We start from the raw sequence: 25,385 nt of genomic DNA on the forward strand, positions 1-25,385 counted from the left end.
CAGATCAAACCCATCTCAAAACGCCTTGGGACAGCTGAATCCGGAAAGGGCCGGGAGGAAGAAGTGGTTGGAGCCTGAACCTGTCTGGAGCGTATAAGTAACGTCGCGTCCGCCAATCACGAAGCGTGCTTGCATGTTGCTGTCGTGGCCGGTGACGGCAGCCTTGTCCAGAAGTCGCTTCAGGGCCCACGGCCCTTCGAACTTGATGGCGGATTCGCGGCCTGGCATCTCCGGCGTCAGGCTCAGACTGGCGGATCCGGAAGCCGCGCCGCTCGGCCAGGTCACTATGCTCGGCATGTTGCCCGCTTGGTTGCTCTCGAGGGTCTGGCCGTCGACATCGAGCACCGCCGCATCGGCATCGCCATGCAGTGAGAACGGCGTGAAGGTCACGCTGACCGAGGGCACCGAACCGCCCTGGGGAAAGAAGGCGCTACGGATTTCGGCCGCCAGCTGGAAGTTCTTCAGCGTCGACTTCGACAGGTCGCGGCCGAAGCGAGCATCCTGTTTCCAGCTCCAGTCCTGACCGGTCATATCGATCAGCGATGCGAGGTTCTGTGCGAAGAACCGGTCCATCAGCCCGCCCGGAGCGAACAGTTTGGCGAAATCCGCCATCGCGATGTCCTCGGTGCCATTGCGGGCGAAAGGATAACGGCCGTTGACCGCCGCCTCGCAGGGCTGTGTGACCGTCTGGTCGAGCATCTGGTTCAAATTTGCCACCGAGGTCTCGGTGACGTTGCCTTCAAACTCGTCTGCCGTCGCATTGACCATCCGGCCGAGTTGCTTGGGCACTCGCGAGACATTGGCGCGAAGGGTGGCTATCTGGAGCTGCAGGTTTGCGTTGACGCGTTCCGTCTGGGAGGGGACGTCGGTTGCCAGTTGCAGGCTCTGGTAGATATCGCGGAAATTCTGGGTCAAGGCATCGATCGGGCGGTGTCCGGCAGCACCGCTCACCAGGGCCTGGAACGGCCTGAATTGCGCTTCGATGTTGGCCCCGGGATTCTGGTTTTGCGCGCTTAAGGATCCTGTGCCGGCACGGGTGTGCGATTTTCCGATGGCGATTTGTATGCCGATGCGAGCCAGACCCTTGGCCGTGCTTGCTGCGTCCTGTAACTGGCCCGCGCCGCCTTCAACCGCGGTGGCTGAGTCCTTGCCGGAAGCAGCGTCCTGCGTCAGAGCGGTTTCGTCGGCGATCGCCGTAAACAGCAGTTCGATCGGCGAGGCTGGCGAGGCGACGGCGGAAAGCGCGATATAGCGCGGCTTGTCCTTCAGCATCGCTTTGAATTTCAACCCGTCGAGAACGCTGTTCCACGCCGTTGCGAACTCCTTGCCATAGCGGTCGAGAAGTTCGGGACCGAGCTTGGGCAACTCCTGATCGATGCCGCCTTGCTCGCCGCCGCCACCGAGGACCCACTGGTCGTCGACGAGCGTCTGGGCAATGCGCGAGAGTTGCACGAGATAGAAGCTGTTGAAGCCGGCATAAGTATAGAGGCCGGGAACACGAAGGCCTGACAGATCGCCGCCATCGACCCGCTCGAACAGTAACGGGGCTTCCGGGCCGCTTTTCAGGGAAACAGAAAAATCATCCAGAGCTGCCGCGTATACTGCGGATTTGACCAAAGCCGAGGCACGGTCGGCAAGGCTCATGCGCCCGAGCGACCGTTGAGCGGCTTCGACCAGCGGCTGGTTGAGTTCGAAAACCGGATCGTAGGCGTCGTCCAAGGCAAGCATGGCACCCAGGTGCTTTTCGAGATGCTCGCGTCCTTCGCGGTTGTTTTCACCTGGATACCGGTTCTGCTCCCAATCCTGCTTCATCCAGGAAATGATCAACGCGTCGTCGACCTTCGGCGCCTTGCCGCCAAGCATCAGGTAGATTTTCAACGGCTCGTAGAGCGCGGCGGGATCGGCCATCCTGGCCTGGATCGTCCGCTCGGCCTGGATCAGCAGGCGCGATCGGAACATTCGTTCCAGCGCTTCCCGGTAAGCCGTCTTGGATGCCGAAAGAAGTCTCTCCCGCTGGCTGAGGCCGAACGTCTCCTCGATCGGTGTCGGCACGTCGCCGGTTTCGAACCCAGCCGGCAGATTGCGCAACTGGTCGAGCGGGCCAATGACGTTTTCGAGGTCGACATCGGTGACCTCGGTGCTTTTGAGCAACGCGTCCGCCGTCTGGCGATACTGGCTCATGGCCTGCGTGGTGGAGGCGATCAGCGACCTGTTGGCTGTGAAGCTCAGGGCCAGGGTGCCGAGGGCCGCCGCAGCGATCAACGCGATGGCGCCAAGGCCGGCGAACCTGGCGATCGTTGCACGTCTTACAGCTGATTTGTCATACGAAACCCATCCGGATTCGGCAAAAATGACGCCCGTCAGCAGATCGTGCAAAAAGAAGCTTTTGCCGGTTCCGGAAAGATGGGCGCGGGGGCTGCTGCCGAAATTGCGGCCGATCGCGCCCAACACCTGATCGATTGGGGTTCCCTCCTGCGTGCCTGAAGAGAAGTAGAGTCCACGCAAGCTGACATTCACCTGGCTGCGGATCGGATCGAACAGGCTGGCGATGAAATTGGTAATTTGCTCCTTCAGAGCGCCAAACTGCGCCGGAAAGCCAAAGATGGATATACGCGCGACCGGATCGGCCTCTTCCTGGAGGCGGTCAGGCATCTCCTCCACCAAGCGTCTTGCCAGTGCATCGAATTCGGCCGGAGCCTCGGCGGCCATATTCTTGTTGCGATCCGTGGTCTGGAATGTCGCGCCCCAGACCTTGCGCCGGCGCGGCTCGTCGAAGCCGCCGAAGTAATCCATGAACCCTGAAACCAGGTCGGCCTTGGTGAACAGCAGGTACACCGGAAACTGGATTTTCAGCGTCTCGTGGATTTCCCGCAGACGACTGCGTATCTCGACGACGTGAGCGTCAAGCTGCTGATCGTCGAGGCTGACGAGGTCGGCGAGGCTGATGGCCAGGATGACGCCGTTTATCGGTTGCCGTGCGCGGGCTCTCTTGAGCAGTGACAAGAAGGCAAGCCAGCTCTTCTTGTCGGTCTCGGCATTGGAATCCTGCGTCGTGTAGCGTCCGGCTGTGTCGATCAGGACGGCCTGGTCGGTAAACCACCAGTCGCAGGAGCGTGTTCCGCCAACGCCGGCAACTGGCTGGGCATCACCCGAACCGGCCAGCGGAAAATTCAGACCCGAATTGACCAGCGCCGTTGTCTTGCCGGCGCCGGGCGGGCCGATGACGATGTACCAGGGGATCTCATAAAGGAAATTGCGTTTGCCGCTCGACCGCTTGAGCGCCGCCACGGCCTCATTCATGCGGGCCTCGAGCACCCGCGAGTCGTCATCGCGGTCGTCATTGTGTGTGACCACGGTTTCGAGTGCTTTTTGCGCTTTTCTCGCTTGCCAGAAACGCAGGCCGTAGAAAAGCGTGAGCGCTGCCACGATCATCCCGATGATAGTCGCGCGCAGCCAGGCAGGCCCGAGAGGACGGGTATCGGCGAAGCGGATCAAGGGTCCGGCAAACCACACTGCCGCCGCAAAGCCGGCCAGCGCGATCATGCTGAATATCCGCAGCAGCCAACGCGTCATGGCCGCTCCCGACTGGCCGTGCTCACAATGTTTCCTCCTTGGCGATCATCACATCGACACGGCGGTTCTTGGTGCGGCCTTCCGGCGTCGCATTGTCGGCGATTGGCTCGTCCTCGCCCTTGCCGTCGACCGTCAATCGCGAAGGATCGCTGAACTTCGGTGCCATCATTGTCTTGACAGCTTTCGCTCTGGCGACGGAGAGATCGAAGTTGGACTTGAATGGGCTCGATTTCCGCAGCTTCACATTGTCCGTATGGCCGACAATCCTGATCGGTCCGCGCTCGGGTTCCAGGGCCGCGGCGATATCTGCGGCAACGGGCTGGAACTCCGGCTTCGCCTCGGCCCTGCCGGACTGGAACAGCAGGAGATTGTTGATTTCCACAACGATGAAGTCGCCCTTCGTGCCGATGGTCAGCCCGCCGCCTTCGACTTCCTTGGCCAGTGCCGAACGGATGCGATCGATCTGCGTGGTTGTGGCGACGGGTGGGACGACTTTCGCCGGCTCCGCCAACGGCGCCACGCTGGCCCGTTCGATGGTAATCGGCGTCGATGGGTTGAGTGCCAGCAATTCACCGGCGGCAGCTTCGCCTTCGTTGGTGATGAAGACCCGCAGTGCGAAGAATGCAGCAGTCAGCAGCGCTGACGCAGCTGCCGCGACGACCCAGAGCGGCAGGCGTGTCGACGACTGCGTCATGGTCGACGCCAAGCCTTGCCAGCGGGGCGAGATGTCCGCGTCCGTGCGTGCCCTGAAATAGCGAAGCGTTTCGTAGACGTCGCGCCGAACGCGTTCGAGATTGCTGTCTTCGCGCGCCAGGCCCCGGTACTGGCCCTCGAACCCCAGCGACAGGCAGACATGCATCAGTTCGAGCAGATCGTAGTGTGCCTCGGGATTGGCCAGGACCTTGTTCAGCGCTTCGAAGAAGCCTGTGCCGCTGGGCTCGACGTGAAAGAACTGCGACAGCATGCTGTGCTGCGCCCAAGTGTCTTTCTGTGGCCAAGGCAGGTTGCCGACGAGATCGTCGGCGGTTTCGCAGAGGATGAATTTCGCAATCCGCGCATCCTCTTCGGCAACACCTGAGTTCTCGACTGTCCTATCGAACCTATCGATCGCCTCAGTGACATGTTCGGCCAACGGCTCGGCTTGTTTCTCGACGGGGATAAGCCTGAACTGGCCGAACAGCATCAGCAATGGTGCGGCCGCAGCAAGGATCGGGTTTGCCGCGGAATATCTGACACTGTCCGTGACATTGAGCAGGGTCTCCTGCCGCAGAGCTGCCTCGGAAGCGCCGCTTCCTGCCGAAGCGGAAGGGGCTCCTTGATAAATCACTGTCCCGGATGCCCAGCCCGGCGGTGTATGCCGGCCGATGCCGGGATCGAATACGGTCGAATTCTTAATCAGCGAGGTTTGCCCGTCATCCGCGACGGGCACTTGAGGGACCGGCGCCGGTTTTCGCTCACGCCGTGGAGGGGCGCGAATGACGGTCTTGCCCGCCGGGCCGAAAGGATCGTCCTTCGAACTCATGGACGATCGTCCGTGCAGGCGGTGTGCCCGCGACTGGGTGAGACAGGCGCAAAACGGTTTCTCGTCAGGTGAAGGAAACGCAAACCCTGCCGACCCTGACAGTGTCCGGAGGAAGGTAGGCTATATCTTACTATCCCGCCGAAAGATGACATTTGCCGCAGACCCCCAGGTCGATCAGCCTTAGCCGCTTAGCGAATTGTCGTATACGATCGTAATCTCACAAACTCTCGATTGGAACCGGATGCCGCGCACCAAAGAGGTTTTCTTCGTCGACTTCAGCCTCGCATCCCCCTTTGGGCCTGTCTATTTCTGCTTGTCGGCCTTGGCATAGGCCTCGCTGAAATAGGCCAGGAATATGTCGAGCATGCCGTTCTCGTGGGCTTCCTCCATGGTTCGCCAGGTCGCGACAAAAGCGTCCCAGGCCTGGCTTTTCTTCGACGAGAACGATGTCGGGGGGAGTTTCTTTCCGATCGCCTCGGGCGACAGATCGTCGAGCAGCCGCGACAGCGCAGCTTGCATGGCGGCATAGGTGGCGAATTCGTGCGTCTTGAGATCGCGGAATGCATCTTCGATGCTGCGCCTGGCATCCAGATAGCCGGCCCTGCGGCGGGCGAACATGATTTCGAGGATGTCGTCGGTTCCCGGGACGAACTTCAGGGGGTTGTTGTCGGCGGCGCTAATCATCGTCCGTTGTGTGCTCTTGGCCAGTATTTTCGCGGCCGCGCGCGCTTTCAAAAGCATGGTCAGTTCCTCGACCACAGTCCGCAGGACCGTGCCGATTTCGGCGGCAACTTCATGCGGATCGCGCGATTGAAGCAATTCCGGCGAGATGCCGGCCGCGATCGCGATTTCCCGCAGCACTTCGTCTCTGGTCGAGGGGAGAGGCGGTTGCGACGAGAACGCCGGAGCCGGAACCCGCTGCCCGGACTGTTGCTCCGAAGGAGTGAAGAACGGCTCGGCGGCGAATTCGAGCGGCCGGCCTGTCGCGGCCGGCATTTCTCGTTGTGTCGAACTGATATGGCCTGTCGTGGCGCGCTCGTCGTCGATCGATACGAAGATGACATATCGGCCGATCAGCACCCGGTCGCCATGGCTCAGCCGATGCGGGCCGGTCATGCGCTGGCTCGATCCGTTGATGTAGGTTCCGTTGCGCGAGACATCGTGCAGCCAGAAAGCGCCTGCCTCGTAGCGAACCTCGCAATGCCGGCCGGAGATGAACTTGTCGGGGTCCGGCAAGGTCCAATCACAAGCCTCGCGTCCGATTTCGAAGCCGCGATCACGCGCCGCGTAACTGGTCGAGATGCCCGCAGGCAAGGCGTCGACATTGTTGATTTGCAGACTGATATACATCGAGGATCGCCGTCGAACGCTGATCGATACTCCACATTCTAGCAGTTTGCACATCCAACAGGACAGCGGCGTTTCGAGCCAATGCATCGGCAGGGTAAGTTTTTTCCGCTGTGCATCTCTTTGGTCGGCCGGACAACATGTGGTAGGCTCAACATAGCCTGGTGCGGCGGGCCAAAAAGTTCCTGGATGCGGGAACTTCAAACCCACTGCCGGCGGCCGCGTCCAGGAGGGGCACGACCCATGCCGAACGAACGTGCCACGGTTGTGCAAACACCGGTTGGCGCCGAGTTGTTGACCTTCACGCATCTTGTCGGTCGCGATGAGATCAGCCGTTGTTTGGCCTATACGGTAGGGTTCGTCAGCCCCAGCCCCGATATCGATCCGCTGAAGATGCTGGGGGGGGTCGTTTCGGTGGAAGGCGAATCCGATCCGAAACGTTGGTTCAGCGGCCTTGTGTCCGAGTTTCGCCTGACCCGCATAGAAGACCGGCTGGCCTACTACGAAGCGGTCGTCAGGCCGTGGCTCTGGTTCCTCGGCAACACCACCGATTGCCGTATTTTCCAGAACAAGAGCGTCGTCGACATCGTCAAGGACGTCTTTAAGAAATACAGCACGGCCGAGTTCGATCTGCGTCTGCAGGGTTCCTACCCTCCGCGCGAATACTGCGTGCAATATGACGAGACCGATCTGGATTTCGTCCAGCGGCTGCTCGAGCATGAAGGCATCCTGTATTTTTTCGAGCATGACGAGGGCAAACACACGCTTGTCCTGACCGATGCGATGAGCAAGCTGAAGCCGGCGCCGGGCTACGAGAAAGTACCTTATCATTTTGAAGGGCAGGGCTCCCGGCGCGATGTCGAATACATCACCGAATGGATACCTGGCAGTTCGGTGCGTCCGGGCGCCTATGCCCACACCGACTATGATTTCAAGAAGCCGGGCGCCGACCTTATGGCCAAGTCGGCCCAGCCTTTCAGTCACAAGCTGGCCGCCGGCGAAAACTACCGCCAGCCCGGCGCGCATCTCGAAGTCGGCCGGGGCGACAACCTGGCCGCGATCCGACGCGAGGAAATCCAGGCCGTCCACCAGCGTATCGCCGCGGTCGGCACCGTGCGCGGCCTGTTTTCGGGCTGTACGTTCAAGCTCGATGGCTTTCCGCGCGAGGACCAGAACCAGGAGTATCTGGTGGTCAGCGCCGAATACAGGCTGTTCGATCCGGGATACAGAAGCCATGCCGACGTCGACAGCGAGAACTTCAAGGTGATCCTGGGCGTGGCGCCGACCGCCTTGCCCTATCGTCCGCCACGGATCACGCCCCGACCGATCATGCGTGGGCCGCAGACGGCGACCGTGGTCGGTCCGTCAGGCCAGGAAATATTCACCGACAAATACGCCAGGGTGAAGGTGCAATTCCACTGGGATCGCCTGGGCAAGAAGGACGAGAACAGCTCCTGTTTCGTGCGGGTCTCACAGACCTGGGCCGGCAGCGGCTGGGGCTTCATCCAGATACCGCGCATCGGCCAGGAGGTGATCGTCGACTTTATCGAAGGCGACCCTGACCTGCCGATCATCACCGGCCGGGTCTATAATGCCTCGCAGATGCCGCCCTATGGCCTGCCGGCGAGTGCCACGCAATCCGGCTGGAAGTCGGACTCCTCGCTCGGCGGCGGCGGCTACAACGAGCTGATGTTCGAGGACAAGGCCGGCTCCGAGCTGGTCAATTTCCAGGCGCAGAAGGATCACCACCTTCTGATCAAGCATGACCGAACCAAGCTGGTGCAGCACGATCAGTCGGACCGCATCGACCACGACGCCAAGCATTCCGTCGGCCACAACCTCGACGAGGACGTCGGCAACAACAAGACGGTCAAGGTCGGCGTCGACCAGACCACCGATATCGGCAACAACGACACCGAGACGGTGGGCGTCAATCGCTCGCTTACGGTAGGGTCGAACGAGACGATCAATATCGGGTCGAACTCGACGGAGACGATCGGGTCCAATCACACGCAGACCGTCGCGATCGTCCAGACCATTACGGTCGGCGCCGCCCGTGTCGACAGCGTCGGAGCATCCGAGACCAGGACCGTGGGTGGCCCGCAGGCCAATACAATCGGCGCGACACGGTCGGTTACGGTGGGTGCGGCGCAGAGCCATAGCATTGGTGCCGACGACAACTGGTCGGTGGGCGCGAACCAGAGCGTGCAGGTGGCGGCGGATCAAAGTTTCAAGGTCGGCGGAGCCCATTCCTCGCAGATCGGCAAAGGGCGAAACGCCAAAATCGCCGAGGACGACGCGACCAATGTCGGCGGCGCGCGCTCCCTGAAGATAGCCAAGGGAAGCCTTGTCGAGATTGGCGAGGACGGTGCCATCAAGATCGGCAAAGATTTGTTGATCGAGGCTGGCGACTCCATCGTGATCAAGTGTGGCTCGGCCGCGATTTCGATGAAGAAGGACGGCACCATCAATATTGAAGGCAAGGACATTTCCGTCAAAGGCTCGGGCAAGATCAACGTGAAGGCTTCAAGCGACATCACGATGAAAGGTTCGGAGATCAAGCAGAATTGAGGGCGGCTGGATGACCAAGACTCGGAAGCGGATCGAAGGGGTGATAATCGGAGTTTTTCTCGGCTTCGATGACGAAGCACCGCTCGTCGTATTCCCGGGCAATACAAGGGAGACCGCGGTAAGAGCCCGAAGCCTGGCCGAAATGAGTTCGGATATGATCGGCTCCGAGGTCGCGCTCCTGTTTGAAGACGGAGATGTTGGTCGACCACTGATTGTGGGGCGCATTGTAGAGCCAAGCCGCAAGCCGCGGGCGCAAGTCAAACGCGACGGCGAACAGGTAAGGATAGTGGGTGAAGAACGAATAGAATTGCGCTGTGGTAAGGCCACGATCATCATGGAAAAAGACGGCCATATCATTATCCGCGGCACATACGTTACGAGCCACGCAAGCGCCACCAACCGTATCCGTGGCGGCTCGGTGAACCTGAACTGATGGCAGCGCCGATCTTGCGCGAGATCGTCCGCCAGCATGCCGAAATGGCGGCGTTTCTATGGACGATCTACGACCATCACCTGCTCCACCCCGAGGAAAATCCGGAGATGGACGAAGTGCGTCTTGCCCGCTTGATTGAAAGGTTGGAGGCTCATCTGGACGGTTTGCGGGTAGCCGGAGATCAAGGTCGAAAAATTGCGCAGGAGCGCTTTGAGGAGTTCTCGGAAGCGGGTGAACTCTTCGTGTTGCGGATGCTGGCCGCACCAAAACCGATCCAGATTGTGGATCTGGACCTTCCCAAAGTTAGAGAATATCTGGCGGTGACCCTGAAACAGAACCGATGACCCCCATCCTATCGGTAGTTGTTGATGTCGACCGTTCGAAGGAAGATATTGCCGTCATAGCCCATTTCGAAACCGGACCAGTCAGTGCCGTCGAACAGAAAGAATTCGTGCCAGCCTGCAACAACAAGAAATTCCTCGGTCGCGTTCATGGTAAAACCTTGTTCCGTTTCGAGCAGAGGCACGAGTTCGCGTCCCTTCTGCACCGAAACGCCGTAGCTCATGTCCGACCAGTAGCGTTTGCCGCGGAACTCGCAGATATCGTAATAGTCGACCTCGTCGGCCTTCAACGCAATCAGCTGGCTGTCACGCAATTCGTAGGCTGCCCCGTTCGCCCCGCCGAGATAGACCTCACCCTGAGGTCCGGCCAGGACGGTATTGAAATTCTCCTCGACGCCCACATCGATACGATTCCAGCGCCGTCCGTCGAGTCTCAGCAGAAGCCCGCGGTCGCCGGCGCAATACACCGGACTTCCGTCACGACCGTGGATATCGTTGAGCACGGCTTCGTCGAAGGTCTCCAACTGCCCCCATTGGCCCCGCTCACGCAGATAGCTTACGCCAAGATCTCCGATCGCAAAGATCCGGTCGCGCGATGGGGCCCACAGGCGCGTCAGTGCGCCTTCGCGCAGTTCCGTGCGTGATGCCGAACCAGGCGGAAGGTCGTGGATGATCCCTCCAAGCTCAAGCGCAACATGGTCTTGCGGCCCAAAACTGACATGGGACCGGATCGCGTCCTCGATCTGAAGCCGTGCATTGAAACGAATGGTCGCCCCAAGCTCAATTTCCAGGAGATAGGACCGGCTGAATTCGTCATCGGGATCGCTCAGTTCGAAACTGGCGCTGAAGCGATTGCCGCCGTGATGATATCCGTCCACGGCCTGGACATCGATTTCTTCTGGGTCAAAGTCGGCGATCGTTTCGGGCTCACGCATCACTTCTTCCTTATCGGTTTTGCCAGTATCTGGGCGGGGGTCGGTTTCGGGGCTCTGGCGCAATCGATGAGGTAGTCGATGAGCACGAGCTTCAGGCATTCGAGCGCGTCGTCCTTCTCCTTTTTGGTGCAGCTCTGCAGCTTCTCGTGATGGTCGCCGACAGCCTGCTGCACCTCCTTGATCGCATCGCCTAAGGTCGGACTGCGCTTCTTCTTCAGGAAATCGCGGACTTTCTTTGTCTTTTTGTTGTGCGGCGAGCCGCGTTTCGACCCAGAACCGGATTTGCGGTATCCGGTCTTGGTTTTCTTGTAGGACTCCATGCAAATGCAGGGCGCGGTGTTGACGTCGTAATTTCCCCAGCCGGAATAGTTATCGCCGCCGCGACTCCTCTGGAACATCTGATTTTCAAAGCAGTGCTCGGATTCCGTCGGGTGCGCACAATCGGAATCCTTGTGTTGATGCACATATATACCCACGTTATTTAAAATCGTTGCACAGTCCTGCCCACTGACAGTTATGGCGGCCGTGTGCGGCCATGTAACCGTATTGCCAGTCGGCGATGCATGGTTGTTTGTGGCAAGATCTGTCATACGTATGACAGGCTCGCCATCAAACTTCACATCGTTAGACCATGAGTTGAAATACCCCTTTCCCGTATTTTTCGATGTGATGACACCTTTCTTTGCGGCACAGCCAGCCTCCGTCCCAGACGTTCTGGACAGGTCGGATTTGTTCTTGATGTTGACGGTCTTGCCGCCGATCTTGACGGTGCCGGTCCCTTGCTCTGTGTCGCTGCCCAATCCGAAACTAGGGTAGGGGATGGGCACGCCGGGCGGCGTTGCGGGGTTTTCCGGAGGTGTAAAGCAAACATCCGGGAATGCGGCGATGGTCTGGGCGTTCACGGCTTTGCCGGAAATTTCCAGGCCGTTGGCAAACACCCCGCCCATTACGCGGCCCTCGATGCCACGATAGCTGCGCCGCAGGCGCCGGCATCGTTCGATGCCTCGATCAAAACCGGATTTCCGGCAGCGTAGCCCTTGCGTGCCGCGGTGAAAGCCATGCCAAGCATGAGTGGCACCACGGCAGCTCCGACATTGCCGAGGGACTCGCCTGGCGACCAGATGTCTTGAAACTCATGCCTTCCTCGCAGTAAGCGCAGGCTGGCAAGAGCGCTTTGCTTGAACCAGTACTGTTCTCCTACGAGGTCAGCGATCCGGTACCCGAGCCGGTTCATTTCGATACCGGTTTCTTCGAATGCCGCGCGATAAGCAGCCGTCATGCCGTCACCGCGCAAAGGCAAATCTTCAGTGTTGTAGATCGATGCATTTTCGCGAGAGAGCCCAAGCCCAAATAGCCGAAGACCGCCCTGTCGACCCTGGGTGCAAATGATCGCCGCCGCCGCCTCCCCAGGTATGAACCCGTTCGGATTTTGCGGCGTAAGGAGACGATTGCAGGAGATATAGTGCGTGACTGTCTGGCTTTTCAGATAACTATCGACGCCGGCAATCATCACAAAGGGCACCTCGCCTGATGCCAGCAACCGGCGAGCATGTTCCAATGCGACAACGCCTGCAGGTCGTCCGTGCGCTATTATTCTGGAGCGTGCATGCGGTTCGACCTCAACAATTTCTGCAACGCTCCTAAGCAAAGCGGAATTGTCGCTGACAGGCCGGCCGGGCCGCTCTTCCTCGGGAAGGCATAAGATCAGTGCCGTTTGGCCGCGTGCTTCCGGCAAGCTTTCGAACGCTTCGCAAATAGCACCAGCCGCCAGATGCGCCATGCGCCTGTCACCAATCCAATTGCGCGGTAACGCGATTGGCGCACCGGTTAGCCACTCGCCGGCGGAGCCCCGAAGTCGCGTTTGCTGGAAACCGTCGAGTCTTGCACGCATTGCCGCGCAAGCTGACGGCGCGTCGAGGCCGACAGCCGTAACCATGCCTATCGAGACGATGTCGAGTTGCGCACTCATGCGTCTTCATTCTCTCGTGCGGGCGTGATGTGGCCAACACGAACATATTGTTTTCCCTTGAGCCTCGCTCTCAGCATGGCCGGCGTTGGCGGACCTACCCAGCACTCCGAGAAATCGAGGATGGTCTTGTGAATGCGCTGCGAGAGGCGCCAGACGAGCGAGAAGCGGCGTCTTTCTGGGTCGAGCAGAACGGTGTCTGGAAATATGTCGGCCTCATAGGCCTTTTTCCTGCCTTTGAACAACGTCATCGGCAATGCTGCCGACGGTAGGCGAAAGCTCACTCGCCCTTCGGGAGCCAGGTTCACAAGCACCACCTCTTCGCCGCCTCGCGGATTGTCGATCTGCTGGTCAGGCGGCGCCATCTGGAAATAGCGCTCGTCGAAATCCGGCGGCAGGAACGGAAAGATGTTCTTGGCCCAATTGTCGTCGTAAGTGCCGCCATACTCGATCCGGCCCGGCCATCCGCGGCCCATCGGGCCAAAGCTCATCGGTTTGTAATCACCGAAGGGAGAGCGGATGTCTTCGTCGACAGCTTGCGTGTTCGGTAGCCGCAGCCCGGGTACGAGGCGCTGGTTCCTGGTTCGGGACCAGCCGGTTCCGACCGGGTTGTATTTGTAGCTGGCGGGAAGTTTGTCCTCCGGGTCCAACCTGTCGACGCCGCCCCAGGCAACGTCGTAGGAAATGGGCAGTTTCAGGAAGGGTTGCGGCGATGTGGCGGTAAAAACCGGCCCGATCGAGCGCCATTCGCGGTGGCCGACAACCTCGAACAGTTTTGACCAATTACCAACCTTGATGCCGACCGGCACGCGCTCTGCCGGGCGCCCGCCCGGCGCATAGGCGCAGCCATTGGCGATCACGTCGCAGCGTGGTTTGCGGAAGGCGAAGTCGGTCTCCCAGAGCGTGGCCGAGTAGCCGGCCACGCCGGTCTGTGTGTCGGCCATCACCAGGGGCACCTGTTCCGCTGATTTTCGCACCAGTCCGCCCGGCTCGGCGGGGAAGTCGAACGTGCCTTTGGCGACCACGACAATCCACTCATGGCCGGCCTTGTCCATGCCCATGGTGAATTGGTGCGGATACCCCATCTGGTTCAAGATCCGCATCAGTTGGTCTCCCAGCTGGCGGCGAGAATCTGCTTCAGCGTCGCTTGCGGCGATTGCGGATCGATGTCGAAAATGTCCGAACGGGCGGTCCACATCACCATACCGCTGATGACCTCGTCGTCGGCCTCGACAGGAGGCACCGGCAGTCCGCTCAATACTGTATCCAGTTCGTCCGGCGTCAGCTCGCCGTGCTGGGCGGCGATGGCCGCTTCTTCGATCTCGGCAAACCACGCCTCGGCGTCAGCCAGCCGAACCGGAGCTTCAGCAAGCTGCGCGACGACGCTCAAAGGGAATTGCCTGCCGACCCTGTCGGCGCTCTGCACAATGATGCCCGCCGATGCGCCGAAGCAAGCCGGGCCAGCCAGGAAGCGCAGCGCGGTTGTGCTCGGCCAAAATTCCGAGCCGAACAGCGGGACGAGATGCTGCGCCAGCCAACGGTCCCAGCCGCGAACAAAGTCGCCCGGCAGCCGCCGTGTCACGAAATCCCCGGTGGCGGGCATTTTGCCGTAAAAGCCAGGCAGCTTCATATCTGCGGCGGACATGAGAATTTCTTGAACATTTGCAGGTTGTAGGGATTTTCGACGCTGGCGGCCTTGAGCTCGAAATCGGCGTACATGCCTTTCGTCCCCAGGCGCAGGCTGTAGACATCCGACAGCGAAGTGCCGGTGAATCGGCCGCTGCGCAGCATCCTCAGCCACGCCCAGCTGCCGGTCTCGTTGAGCATGATTTCGGGCGAACCATCGATGGGCTGGAAGGCGAGCGAGATCACCCCGGTGCCGTCCTTGCCGGGCCAGGTCATCGGTTGCGGCCGCGTCGCGTTGTTGAAGTAGACGAGGGTCTGGCCATCGAGATTGAGCGTTACGCGCGTGACGTTCGGAGACAGGTCCTTGGGTTCCAGCGTGAAGCTCATCACCGGTCCTGTACCGCCGGGAAAGAGATCGTCGCGTATCCGCCTGGCCTGCTCGAAAGCCGCCAGCGCCGAAGGGTCGAGGCCGAAATCGGCACGCCATTTCCACGGCTGGCTGGCGGTGTCGACATAGCTGATCAAATGGTCGTTGGTGAACGCGTCGATCAGGCCCGCCGGTCCGAACAGGCGGGCGAAGTCGCGGACATTGACGTCCACCGCGCTTTCGGGACTGAACGGATAGCGGTCGTTGAGCGCCGCCTGGCAGAAGGGCAGGATGTCGGCGCGCCAGATGGCGTTGAGCTCCGAGGTGACCGCCTTTTGCGTCAACCCGCTGGTGTCGCCGGCGACACCGCCGAGCCAGTCGTCGACCGGGTCGGGCAGGATTTGCGCTTGCCTTGCGACCGCCCCCGTCAGTTCGGCGAGGCCGCCTTGCTTCTTGATGGCATCCTGGGGATCGGGATTGGCCGTGACCGTCTGCAAAACGTTGGACAGCGCCGTCAGAGCCACCACCGCGGCGTCGAGTGCTGGCGGCTGGCCGTCGACCTCGGCAATAGCACCTTTGAGCGGCTTGAAGTGTTCGGCCACCAGGTTGCCGGTAAGATCCACCTCGTCAGCTGAGCCCGCGCGTGGAAGCAGCTTTGCCCCCGTTTTGACGATCTTGCCGAGCTTGCCGAGTTTGCCGAGCAGTTTCGAGCCGCCCTTGGCCGCCGCCTTGTCGTCGGCCGGCGCTTCATCGGACCGGGTAAGCTCGGTCTCCTGAACGACCGCCGTGAGCAGGCGTTTCAGCGCTGAATCGGCGCTGGAAAGATCCTTCAGATTCTCACTGGCGACATTGAGGTCGCTCAACGGCGCCAGCCTCATATCGCGCAGGAAGCTGTCCCACTGTGCGATATAGTCGTCGTAGTAGAGCTTCAGGATGTCTTCGGACAGCGCCGACACGGACGTTTCGGAGTTCTCGGAGCAGCCCCCGGCGAAGACCGCCCGATCCAGCGCCGCTTGTGCTGCCACATCCTCGATCCGGTCGAGAACGGCGTCATGGAAGCCTGCATAGGTGAATGCTCCCGAAATACCGACGCGAAGCGTCTTGTCGGAGCGACGCGCAAAAACCTTGGCGCCGTTGGGACCGGCGAAATTCGCCGGAATCCATTCTTTGAGCCCGGCCACTACCGGATCGGCCAGCAATTGCTTGTAGGCACGCGCCGGCAATGAAATCGTGCATACCGTTTTCAGCGCTTCGGCAACCAGCGCCTGGTCGGGCCCGATATAGCTTTCGTCGACCGTCATCCGGCGGATGGCCGCAAGCTGATGCTCTTCGGCATCGGCGGTTGGAAATGGTGCTGCGGCCGCGAATTCGGGAAGGCTGTTGACCCACCAGTTCTGGGTGTAGTCGGGATCCATCTGCGACAGACCCGTCATCATACGATAGGTCTTGAGAGCGCCGAGCATGAAATCCGGATCGCGGATCTGCCGCCACATGGTGGCCTCGAGAAGGGCCACCATGTGCGGCTCTAGCACGTTGCGCAAGGCGTGATCGTAGGTGTCGGTCTGAGCCCGCACCAGTTCCGCCGAGGCCGATGGCCCTAGCAGATCCTGGACAGCGGCAGGCGGTGCTGTCCGGGCATTTGAGACCGCGTCCATTGCCTCGAGCGCGCCGTCGATGGCAGGCTGCTGCACCGATGCCGGGTTTGCGGCAGCCGAGGTCAACGGCGTCTGCAGCGCTTCGAACTGGCTTGCCTGGGCCGAGATCGCATTGCGGTTGTCGTAGTAGGACCAGGCAAACACCGCACTGGCCAGCAAGCCCGCTGTGGCACAGGCAGCCGCCGCGCCCCGCCAGATCCAGGCGCGGCGGCGTTGCGCTAGCGGGTCGAACGTACCCAGGCCTGCTTCCTTGAAGATGACTTCGGTGAGCAGGTTCTTCAGGAAGAAGCTGCGTTTCTCGACCCTTGGTGCGGGCAGGACCCGCCGTGGCGGAAGACCGAAAGACGACGACAGCGCCGCGGTCAGTCGGTCGATAGGCGCCCCTTCCTGAGTCGCCGATGTCAGATAGAGGCCGCGCAGCCATGCAGCCTCTTCATACCGGCTTTCGCCGAACATCGCCTCGACCAGCACCTGGATCGGTTCGGACAGGCTTGCGAGTTGGGCAGGAAACCGGAAGATCTCTGCACGGGCGGCGAGTTTTTCCTCATCCTCCAGGCGCGGCACCAGCCGCCGCTCGAGTTCCGTCGCCAGCGTCGAAATTTCGCGTTCGATGGTCTTGGCATCCACGCGCGCATCCAGCGCGAAGGTCGTTCCCCACACCTGCTCGCGCGAGGCGGTGGACAGACCGCCGAAGAAGGCTTCGAAACCCTTGATCAGATCGGCCTTGGTCAGCATCAGATAGACCGGAAGGCGGATTTCGAGCCGGTCGTTGAGCTCGGCCAACCGGCGGCGGATCTTGCGGCCGTGCGCCTTGATGGCTTCGTCGCCCTCCGAAAGCACGTCGATCGAAAGCGCCACGATGACGCCGTTGAGCGCGCGGCGCCCGCGATGCTTCTTCAAAAGGTCGAGGAAGCCCAGCCATTCCGCCGCGTCCACATCGGGCTGGCTCTCCTGCTGCACATAGCGGCCGGCGGTATCGATCAGAACCGCGTTTTCGGAAAAGAACCAGTCGCAGTTGCGGGTGCCGCCGACCCCTTGCAGGTCGTCGGTGAGGTCGATCGGAAAATTCAGTCCGGACTGCCGCAGAGCCGTGGTCTTGCCGGTGGCCGGCGGCCCGACGATCACATACCACGGCATGTCGCGCAGAAACTTGCGGCCGCCCAGCTTGCGGCGCTTCAGTTCGGCCATCACCTCGGCGAACTTGGCACCCACGGCAGCGACGTTCTCTTCGCCGGGGCTCAGCGGCTTTTCCACCGCGGGCGCGGCAATCTCGGCGACGAACATGCGGTTGGCGCGGATCGCCCGGCGCTGGGCGACGATCAGCCAGATCAGCCAGAAGATGACCAGCAGCGCGATGATGACGATGCGCACATTTTCAGAGGCGAACGGTTCGTAGGGACCGACCCTGACGATCGGACCGAACACCCAGATGACCAGGGAAAGCAGCGTGATGCCGATCAGCGTCCACAGCCAGCGCGATGTCAGAACCGCCCAGAGGAAGCGCAGGATGAACATCTCACAGCCTCTTTTCGACAAGCACCTCGGCGCGGCGGTTCAAGGCTCGCCCCTGGCGCGTGCTGTCGCTGGCCACTGGATCGGTGGCCGCGCGGCCCTCGGAATGGACGCGGTCCCGTGGCACTCCGTTCTGGACCAGCATGTCGGCAATCGTCTGGGCGCGAGCCTCGGACAGCCGCTGGTTGGTCGACAGCGGATTGGTCTTTTGCAGAGGAACGCCGTCCGTATGGCCGATCACCGTGATGTTTCCGATCAGCTCCTGATTGGCGAGGATCACCTTGGCGATCGAACCGATCAGGGGCTCGAAACCTTCGGTCAGTTGTGGCCGCGACGACTGGAACAGTTCGGGGTTGGAGGCCTGGATGATCAGCTTGGCCAGCGAAACGCTCTCGGTGCCGCTGAGGGCGGATCTGAGGTCGGCCGGCGCTCCGGCCTGAAATTCCGGCAACAGCGCAAAATCCACCTTCTCCGGCGGCGGGGCATCGACCTTGGGCGACGTACGGCTGATGTCGCCGCGTGCAGGCGGCGGCAACGTGCGCACAAGTGCGGAAAGCTCGACCGCCTGGCTGCTCAGTCCCATCGAGAGTCCGATATGGATGGCAGTGGCAACAACCGCCGCACCGAGCGCCATAACCCAGATCGGAACGATGAAGCGCTGCGGTTCGTCGGATGCGATCACGCCCTTCCAGTTTGGTGACAGTGGCGCGCCTTCAGCGTCGGCATCGCGCAGGAAGCGTGCCGCCGCCACGCGAACGGCATTGAGCGAACGGTCGCCTGATCGCCCAGGCACGCGATATTTGCCGCGGAAACCGAGCGCCATGCAATCATACTGCAGTTCCAGCAATTCGCGATCGCGGTTGGGATGGCGCTCCAGTTCGTCGAGACGCGTGAAGAACTGCGTGCCGGCATCGACATCGCCACGCAGCATGACCACAAGCGGCTGCCGAGGCCAGGCGCTGGCCCCACCCCAGGGCGTGTTCAGAGCCAGATCATCGAGCAACGCCGCCACGATCCAGGCTGCCTGATCGGCCCTCTCCATAGAGGATCCCGTCGACATTGCCATGTCGCGTGCCCGAACCAGTTCTTCGAGCAATCGGGTGCGCAACGTTTCCGGATTCTCCGGCGGCAGCGCGCTTTCAAGCTCGGGAGCGAACTCGAGCAAGGGTGCGAATGCGTTGACAAGCGCGTTCGGGTGGGTGCGAGACCGCTTTACCACCGCCCCCGGCAACAGCGGCGCCATGGGTCGCGGCATCGGCGCTCCGGTCAATCGTATGCGGGTGCGTTCGCGATCCTCCGACAGTCCGAAAGGATCATCGCGGCTCATGATCTCACCTGTTCACCGAATAGCAGTCCACCTGCGGCTCGCTCGGCAACACACCCGAAACGCCAATGACGAAGCCGGGAGCATCGAGCAGTGACGCCCAATGCTCGCTTTTCTGGTCCAGTTCGAGGCACAGCCGATCGCCATCGTAAGGGATCTCGCGCGGCTGGGAATGGAGCGGTTTCAGCGGAATGCCGGGCAAACGCGATTTCCACAGGCCCTCGAACTGATCGGCCGAGCCGACAGTCGCCTGATTGACGAAGATCTTGCGCAGCGCGTCCTCCGACAGCTCCGAACCGACCCGGATGACGATCCGGCTGGCCACCAGCAGCTTCGGGTTGTCGATGCGGATTTTCCAGACATTGGTCGAATGCCGCATGACAGGCAGCGCACGCGATTTAGGCTCGATGTAACGCAGGCTGAGGATGAGCGAGCGCAGCGCATCCGCCAGCGCCGAATAGGCGGGGCCTGGCGCCATGTGATCGTAAGCGGGTAATTCGCCCAGGCGCCGCGCGCTCGATCCGTATGTCGCCATCGAACCAGCGAGCCCGGCAAGTTCCAGGTAAAGCGCGGCCGGATGGAAGACATCTTGCGCCAGCATGTGGGCGAGCCGCGGACGCGCCGCATTGGCGAGATTGAGCATCAGCAGATCTTCGACGCTGCGCCCAGGCCCGCCCATGACCATCTTGCCATGCGCCTCGGCGATCTGGTCGAGGCCTGTGACAACTTCCAGAAGCAATTGCCGATACCAGGCCACCGCGCCGGTAATCAGTGTCGGCGGCAGGAAGGTCTCGTCCACAGAGACGCCACCATCGGCCCGAACCCCCTTGAGGTCGGCTATCGGCAAGGCCGTGTAGCCACCGACCGGCTTGCCGGGTGCAAGCAGCAGCGCCTGCGGACGGGCGATCTCGATTTCTTCAGGATCTGAACCGCCCTGGACGGCGTCACGCACCGAGACGATCCGCCCGTGATATCGTGCTCCCGAGGCGGCCGCGTGTGCCGGATCGAAGCCGACACCGCCGGGAGGCTCCAGCGGCAAGGCGACCAGCACCGGCCCGGCGCCCGTGTCTGGGGTGACCAGCAGTGGTCGCGGCGCGTCCATCATGTCTGGAATGGAGAAAGGTGTCCCGTCCGGAAAGATGCCCCGTGCGGACAGGATCGAGATCTGGCCGGCCTCCAGCAATGCCTGATCCAGCGTCAGTTGCTGAAAGCCGAACGTATGCAACTGCCCGGCCTGCAACGCGCCGCGCACCGTCGCCTCGATAAAGCGATCCTGCTGCTGGAAATGCTGGGTCCGGAGAAACAGACCTTCGGACCACAACACTCTGTTTGCATCGCTCATGCCGCTACTCTCTGCATCGAGCTCCCCTTGCCCTGGCCGCTAAGCGGAAATGCCGCCGCTGCCAAGCGAGACGTTGACCGTAAATTGTGATCCCGCCGACACTGATTTGGTTGTGCGCCAGTTTCGGCCGCCGGGCTCGCGGATCAGTGCAACAAAGCCCAGCGCCGTCGCGTCCGGCTCGACCGTGATGGTCTTGGACGCGGTCTTTCCCGGCCCGACGGCGATCTGGTCGGATCCGATGAGGTCGCCTGCGAGTGCCGAACCGGCATCCCCCTGCAAGGCAAAGTAGTCGGCGGAATTGAATTTGCCGGTGCTGCGCAGCCGCATGACGAGGACCGTCACCGGCCGGTCGCCGCCGCCCGGTCCCGGGTTCATACCGGCCCCGCCGGTCAGTTTGACGGTGATCACCGATGGTTTCGGCGGCCCGCTCTGGCAAGCCGTAAGCAGCCCGGTTGCGCCCAGGGCGACAATGAATTCGCGTCGATCGATCATGTCTCACTCCTCCTCATATGCATCCCGAAAATCAGCGCCGATTTCGCCCAGAAAGCTTTTTTCCGCGCTCTCGGCGATTTCACGGTGGCGTTTCTGGTAAAGCTCCCACAGCTTGGCGCTGCGCCCGCCCGAAAGCAGCGTGCCGATCGCGGAATTCGATTTCAGCTCTTCCTCGATCGCTGTCGGGTCAAAACGGTCAATCATCCGCCGCAAGGCGCCCTGTACGCCGCGCCAGGCGCGCACGTGATGTTGGGCGAGGTCGCGAACCGCGTCGGCGATTGCCGCTTCGCCGGCGAGAAATCCGGGGCTGCGCTCGGCGAGAAGCGTGACGATGGCGTCGTCGACCGTCGGCAGAAACTTGAGCGGATTGACTTCGGAAGCCCCAACCATGGTCTGGGCGACGCGAGCGTTTCCTTTTTCCTCGGCCCGTTTGCGCAGAAGCTGCATCAGGCCTTCCATCATCAACCGATATTCGCGGCCAAACTTCTCCATTTCCGCAATGCTGTCGCGCTCGGGGAAATCGGCTTCCTCGACACCCATGCCATGCAGGAATGCGGAGCGGAGCGCCATGTCCCCCAGTTGCGGCGCTGCCGGCAGGCGGGCGGGTTTGGCAGCAGCACCTGCCCGCGCCGGAGGCGGGACGTCAGCCGCTTGCGCGGGCAAATCCCAGGGATTGGCGGATTGTGGTCGTTGGGCGATGCGCTCGCGCTGTCCGGCCGAGCCGGTGCCGTTTGCCGAACCGGGCGCCGCGGCCGATCCGAAACCAAAATCATCCTTGAAATCGGACGGCTTTCCATGAGCGGGTTCGGCTCCCCGGTTGGGAGACGGCACGGGGTCGAGGCCGAAGGGGTCCGCCTGGTTCGCCGCGCCGCCCGGTTCGCGGTAAGAGGCGGCATTTTTCGACACAGGCGTTGAAACCGGATCGAGGCTGAACGGGTCATCGAAACCAGGCGAACTGCGCTGGCCGGAGGTGGCACGCTCGAACGCGCCTGGAACCGGCCGTTCGAACGGGTCCGGCAAATCCGCCGGACGTGGCCGTCGCGGCTCTTCTTCGACCGTGGCGGAAAAGAAGTCGTCGTGGCCGATGCTCACCGGCGCCCGGGATGCCGGCGGCAGGCGTTCCGGAGCCGGCTGGCCGGCTGTGGGTGCTTGGGCGGTTGGCGTCTGCAGATCGACATAGACGACGTAGTCGCCCAGTCTTAGCCGCATACCGCTTTGAAGACGCGTCGACTTGCCGGCGCCGAGCGGGCTGTCAGAATCGTTTATGAACAATCCGCTGCTTGACGTATCGGTGACGAAATATCCATCTCGCCCGCCCGAGATCCTGCAATGAGCTCGCGAAACGAACATGTCGGGATCGTCAATCTGCCAGCCTGCGTCCGCGCTGCGGCCGATCACCAGCTCGCCTTCGTCCAGCCGGGTGTGCCGTACGGCCTGGGCGCGTGGCCCTTGCTCCAGCGTCAGCAGCAGGCTCATGCCGCGACCCCCGCCATTTCCGGCTGCCATCCGACGATTGTGCGCAGCCGCAGATCGTCAGCATCGCCCCTTTCAACAGGCCGCGCAAGCCAGGCAGTTCGGCCAAGCTGTACCGCTCCGAGACGGGGCGGCGGCACGGCTTCCCGCGCAAGCACGATGCGCAGATCGACGTCGAGCGATTCCCCGACCATGTCGCGAACGGCTTCCTCGAACAGTTTGAACCGCTGGCCACCGGGCAGGAACGCCTTGAAATCCTCGTACCCCAGCGGGCCGACACGGAGCTCGACTCGGCTTTGGCGGTTGAAAACGCGCGGGCCGATCGTCGCTCCTCGGCCAAGCCCTGCATAGGCTTTTGCAAGACGGGTCTGGAGCCCGGTTGGGATGGTTATCCAGGCGGCGATGAACTCCTTGATCTGAACCGGCACCTTGAACGCTTCCGCCAGGAACAGCGTCAGCCGTTCCGGACCGTCGACCTGGCTGGCGAGCGAAGCCGCCTGGCGAAGCTTCACCGTATCGAGATCGGTGTTCTGGGTGCCCGGAAGTCCTATTCCCGCCATGGCTTCGAGCATGGCGCGAACGCGCCCGCCGACCGCGCGTTCGACCTGTACGGCCGGATGCGCATCCGCCCATGCCCGATAATACAGGGCGATCATGCGGTGCTGAAGAATGTTGACGAAGTCCACGAATGTCGTGTCGCTGGTTTGCTGGGCATCGGCGCCGGTGAACCAGCGCTGCGACAGACGATCGAGCACCCAGCGTGTCAGATGCAGCGGCAGGGGTCCTTCGGGTCCCATCAGGCCGAGATTTGCGACGGTGACCCTGGCCGGAGCCTTGTCCTTCGCGTCGTGGAATTCAACCACGTCCCTGGCCGAAAAGCTAAGACGCACATGCTGTCCGAGCCTTGCAGGCTCGCGCTCTGGCGAGCCGGAATAGCCGAACAGCCCGCCCCTCCGTTCGAGTCGGCGCAACAGTTCGAAGAAGTCGAACGTCCCGGACAGCGCCTCGGCATGGTTCGGGTCGACTGTGTCTAGATCAGGTAGCGATTGCCGGGCGTCATCGGCCATGGCACATCCTCCTGCTTCTGCAGCAGCCGCGTACGGGTTCGCACGAAGCCGTTTATTCCGGCATGCCGGGCAAACAGCCGTGCCAGCAGGGCCGAAAGCAGCAATGTGCTTTGCCCTGCCAGGACCGACTGGTCGACATGCAATGTTACTTCCGTGCCACGTCCAAAGCACATCGGGCCGTCGATCTGCAGCCGTTCGATGACCGACCGCGAGTCGATGCGAACGATCGAATGCACGTTGCGGGCAAGGCTCGGATCTCCCCGGTCGGCGTAAAGATTAAGCAGCGCATGCAGCGGATCGACGCCGCGGCCTTCCTTGGCAAGGCTGAGAAAATTGAGCGCCAGTTGCGCCACCAGCCGCCAGGCGAGATTGTCGGCGCGCGATTCGCCCGCCGCGCCCGAAGGCAGCGCCGCGGGGATGGCCGGGCGAGGCGGACGCAACGCGCCGAGAAGCTGCACCATTTCGACCGGGTCGCCGGCCTCCAGCGTCAAAGTGGGATTGTCATCGAGGATCGGCAGATCGCGGTTGGTGCAAAGCGCCACGATGTCGACACGCTTCAGCGACCGGTTCGCCTGGCTTTCCACCGGGCGTGAAACTGCCAGGAAAACATCGTCTCCTGCGTAGGAGGTGCGGGTCAGCCCGTCGCGCCGCTCGTCTTCCGTCGCGCGACGAGGACGCCGCTCGGTCGAGTAGACCCAGCCACTGCCACGATTCTGACCCAGGCTGAAGAGCTCCGGAATTTCGGCATCGCTGCCCCCGGTGTCGGCGTCCTCCACGCGGATGACCCGATAGATTTCGAAGTCACGCGCCCGCGTTCGGTCGGCATGCAGCACCTGGCGCGTCCTGCGCGGATCAAGCTCGATGACGTTGCACTCACGCTCGAAGAGATTGATGATCGGCGTTGCGAAAAGTTCGAAATCGGCCGGGGTCAAGTCGGCAAGCTCGGGCACTGGACGCCTGAACATGAAGATGATCTCGAGCCCGGCGGCGCATCGGCGCACGACGGGCTGCAGTCCGGAAATCCGCGCATAGTGAAAGCGCTCGGGCATCATGAAATATTCGCGCAGCAGACGGTACCCCTCGAATGTCGGACGGGTCCGAGGCATCAGGGCTTCGTCGTCGCTGATGCCGATCATTTCGGGTTCCGGCAAGGGCGATGCGAGGTTGGTCTTGCCTTCCGCGCGTGCGCCAACGGCCGAACAAGCGCCGAAAATCGCGTCGAAAATTAACGGTGCCTTGGTGCGCCCGGAAAAATAGAGATCAAGCTTGTCGAGCGACAATTCGTCGAGCCTGCCTTTTCCGGTTCGGGCCAGCACGATGCGGAGCGCCGCCTCGCCGGCCACACCGCCGATCGGCCCTATGCCGGCCGCCGCCAGCGCGCTGCGATCTTGAAAGTAGCTTACCGAAGTCACCGCTATCGGCCACAGCGTGACGTCCTGGGCGGTGGTGAAGGTGCAGCGCGTCGAAAGGCCGGGCTGCAGGCCGGAGACCAGCCGGGTGTTGCGCTTGACGACATGGCCGGCAACCATCGTCTGGACCTGCTGGCCGGGTTTCAGCACCACCATAGCCGTTGCCGGCGCCGGCGTGACCAGATCGGGATAGAGGACATCCAGCACGCTGCGTGAAAACCGCGAGCGCTCGGCATCGACTTTCAGCCGGGTGCGCGCCGCGAGAAAAGCGACGCCGTCAAGCAACCGCTCGACATACGGATCTGGACACGGCACCGTGTCGAGCGAGAGATTGCGCGCCACCGCCGGATGCAGGTCGGCAAATTCCGCCGCCAGCGCACGGATATGGGTCAGTTCCTCCTCGTAATATTCTACGAAGACCCGATCCATC

Annotated in this window: 18 protein-coding genes; 3 read left to right on the forward strand and 15 right to left on the reverse strand. The window is 61.8% G+C overall.

Features of this window, described 5'->3' with window-relative positions:
• Positions 1-15 precede the first annotated feature (15 nt).
• From tssM (EOB80_RS19630) to tagH (EOB80_RS19640), 3 genes are all read right to left on the reverse strand, one after another.
• The gene (gene tssM, locus EOB80_RS19630; protein WP_127329087.1) at positions 16-3,573 is read right to left on the reverse strand and encodes a type VI secretion system membrane subunit TssM; all 3,558 of its coding nucleotides are present in this window, start codon (positions 3,571-3,573) and stop codon (positions 16-18) included.
• Positions 3,574-3,595: 22 nt separating this feature from the next.
• Positions 3,596-5,095: a type VI secretion system protein TssL, long form gene (gene tssL, locus EOB80_RS19635; RefSeq protein ID WP_127329089.1), complete on the reverse strand. Its 1,500-nt coding sequence runs from the start codon at positions 5,093-5,095 to the stop codon at positions 3,596-3,598.
• Between the two features lie 303 nt (positions 5,096-5,398).
• Positions 5,399-6,445 carry a type VI secretion system-associated FHA domain protein TagH gene (gene tagH / locus EOB80_RS19640; protein ID WP_027035533.1) on the reverse strand — a complete coding sequence of 349 codons (1,047 nt, stop codon included), beginning with the start codon at positions 6,443-6,445 and terminating at the stop codon, positions 5,399-5,401.
• A 240-nt stretch (positions 6,446-6,685) separates the two neighbouring features.
• On the opposite strand from tagH (EOB80_RS19640), the gene tssI reads away from it, so the two are divergent.
• The 3 genes from tssI to EOB80_RS19655 are packed head-to-tail and all read left to right on the forward strand — an operon-like array spanning position 6,686 to position 9,790.
• Positions 6,686-9,013: a type VI secretion system tip protein TssI/VgrG gene (gene tssI, locus EOB80_RS19645; RefSeq protein ID WP_127329091.1), complete on the forward strand. Its 2,328-nt coding sequence runs from the start codon at positions 6,686-6,688 to the stop codon at positions 9,011-9,013.
• A gap of 10 nt (positions 9,014-9,023) precedes the next feature.
• Positions 9,024-9,446, forward strand: coding sequence for a DUF6484 domain-containing protein (locus EOB80_RS19650; protein ID WP_127318109.1), 423 nt, complete (start codon positions 9,024-9,026; stop codon positions 9,444-9,446).
• Positions 9,443-9,790 carry a hypothetical protein gene (locus tag EOB80_RS19655; RefSeq protein ID WP_127318107.1) on the forward strand — a complete coding sequence of 116 codons (348 nt, stop codon included), beginning with the start codon at positions 9,443-9,445 and terminating at the stop codon, positions 9,788-9,790. The genes EOB80_RS19650 and EOB80_RS19655 overlap by 4 nt, the downstream gene beginning before the upstream one ends.
• An 8-nt stretch (positions 9,791-9,798) precedes the next feature.
• On the opposite strand, the gene EOB80_RS19660 is transcribed toward EOB80_RS19655, so the two are convergent.
• The 12 genes from EOB80_RS19660 to tssF are packed head-to-tail and all read right to left on the reverse strand — an operon-like array spanning position 9,799 to position 25,384.
• A complete protein-coding gene (locus EOB80_RS19660; protein WP_127329093.1) occupies positions 9,799-10,722 on the reverse strand; it encodes a hypothetical protein in 924 nt (307 codons plus the stop codon).
• Positions 10,722-11,669 carry a DUF4150 domain-containing protein gene (locus EOB80_RS19665; protein ID WP_027035528.1) on the reverse strand — a complete coding sequence of 316 codons (948 nt, stop codon included), beginning with the start codon at positions 11,667-11,669 and terminating at the stop codon, positions 10,722-10,724. Before EOB80_RS19665 ends, EOB80_RS19660 begins: the two co-directional genes overlap by 1 nt.
• Positions 11,669-12,691: a 3-oxoacyl-ACP synthase gene (locus EOB80_RS19670; RefSeq protein WP_127329095.1), complete on the reverse strand. Its 1,023-nt coding sequence runs from the start codon at positions 12,689-12,691 to the stop codon at positions 11,669-11,671. Before EOB80_RS19670 ends, EOB80_RS19665 begins: the two co-directional genes overlap by 1 nt.
• The gene (locus EOB80_RS19675; protein WP_127329097.1) at positions 12,688-13,791 is read right to left on the reverse strand and encodes a DUF2169 domain-containing protein; all 1,104 of its coding nucleotides are present in this window, start codon (positions 13,789-13,791) and stop codon (positions 12,688-12,690) included. The genes EOB80_RS19670 and EOB80_RS19675 overlap by 4 nt, the downstream gene beginning before the upstream one ends.
• Positions 13,791-14,318: a type VI secretion system-associated protein TagF gene (gene tagF / locus EOB80_RS19680; RefSeq protein WP_127318099.1), complete on the reverse strand. Its 528-nt coding sequence runs from the start codon at positions 14,316-14,318 to the stop codon at positions 13,791-13,793. The genes EOB80_RS19675 and tagF overlap by 1 nt, the downstream gene beginning before the upstream one ends.
• Complete coding sequence (tssM, locus tag EOB80_RS19685) at positions 14,315-17,851, reverse strand: type VI secretion system membrane subunit TssM (protein WP_127329099.1); 3,537 nt, start codon at positions 17,849-17,851, stop codon at positions 14,315-14,317. The genes tagF and tssM (EOB80_RS19685) overlap by 4 nt, the downstream gene beginning before the upstream one ends.
• A gap of 1 nt (position 17,852) precedes the next feature.
• Positions 17,853-19,175, reverse strand: coding sequence for a type IVB secretion system protein IcmH/DotU (gene icmH / locus EOB80_RS19690; RefSeq protein WP_127318095.1), 1,323 nt, complete (start codon positions 19,173-19,175; stop codon positions 17,853-17,855).
• A gap of 4 nt (positions 19,176-19,179) precedes the next feature.
• Complete coding sequence (tssK, locus tag EOB80_RS19695) at positions 19,180-20,514, reverse strand: type VI secretion system baseplate subunit TssK (protein WP_127329101.1); 1,335 nt, start codon at positions 20,512-20,514, stop codon at positions 19,180-19,182.
• Positions 20,515-20,553: 39 nt separating this feature from the next.
• The gene (gene tssJ, locus EOB80_RS19700; protein WP_023809147.1) at positions 20,554-21,006 is read right to left on the reverse strand and encodes a type VI secretion system lipoprotein TssJ; all 453 of its coding nucleotides are present in this window, start codon (positions 21,004-21,006) and stop codon (positions 20,554-20,556) included.
• A gap of 3 nt (positions 21,007-21,009) precedes the next feature.
• On the reverse strand, positions 21,010-22,482 hold the full coding sequence (tagH, locus tag EOB80_RS19705; RefSeq protein WP_127329103.1) for a type VI secretion system-associated FHA domain protein TagH: 1,473 nt from the start codon (positions 22,480-22,482) through the stop codon (positions 21,010-21,012).
• The gene (gene tssG / locus EOB80_RS19710; protein ID WP_127329105.1) at positions 22,479-23,546 is read right to left on the reverse strand and encodes a type VI secretion system baseplate subunit TssG; all 1,068 of its coding nucleotides are present in this window, start codon (positions 23,544-23,546) and stop codon (positions 22,479-22,481) included. The genes tagH (EOB80_RS19705) and tssG overlap by 4 nt, the downstream gene beginning before the upstream one ends.
• On the reverse strand, positions 23,510-25,384 hold the full coding sequence (tssF, locus tag EOB80_RS19715) for a type VI secretion system baseplate subunit TssF (protein ID WP_127329107.1): 1,875 nt from the start codon (positions 25,382-25,384) through the stop codon (positions 23,510-23,512). The genes tssG and tssF overlap by 37 nt, the downstream gene beginning before the upstream one ends.
• Between the last annotated feature and the right edge of the window lies 1 nt (position 25,385).

The sequence above is a fragment of the Mesorhizobium sp. M7A.F.Ca.MR.245.00.0.0 genome, from assembly GCF_003997415.1.
Taxonomy (GTDB): Bacteria; Pseudomonadota; Alphaproteobacteria; order Rhizobiales; family Rhizobiaceae; genus Mesorhizobium.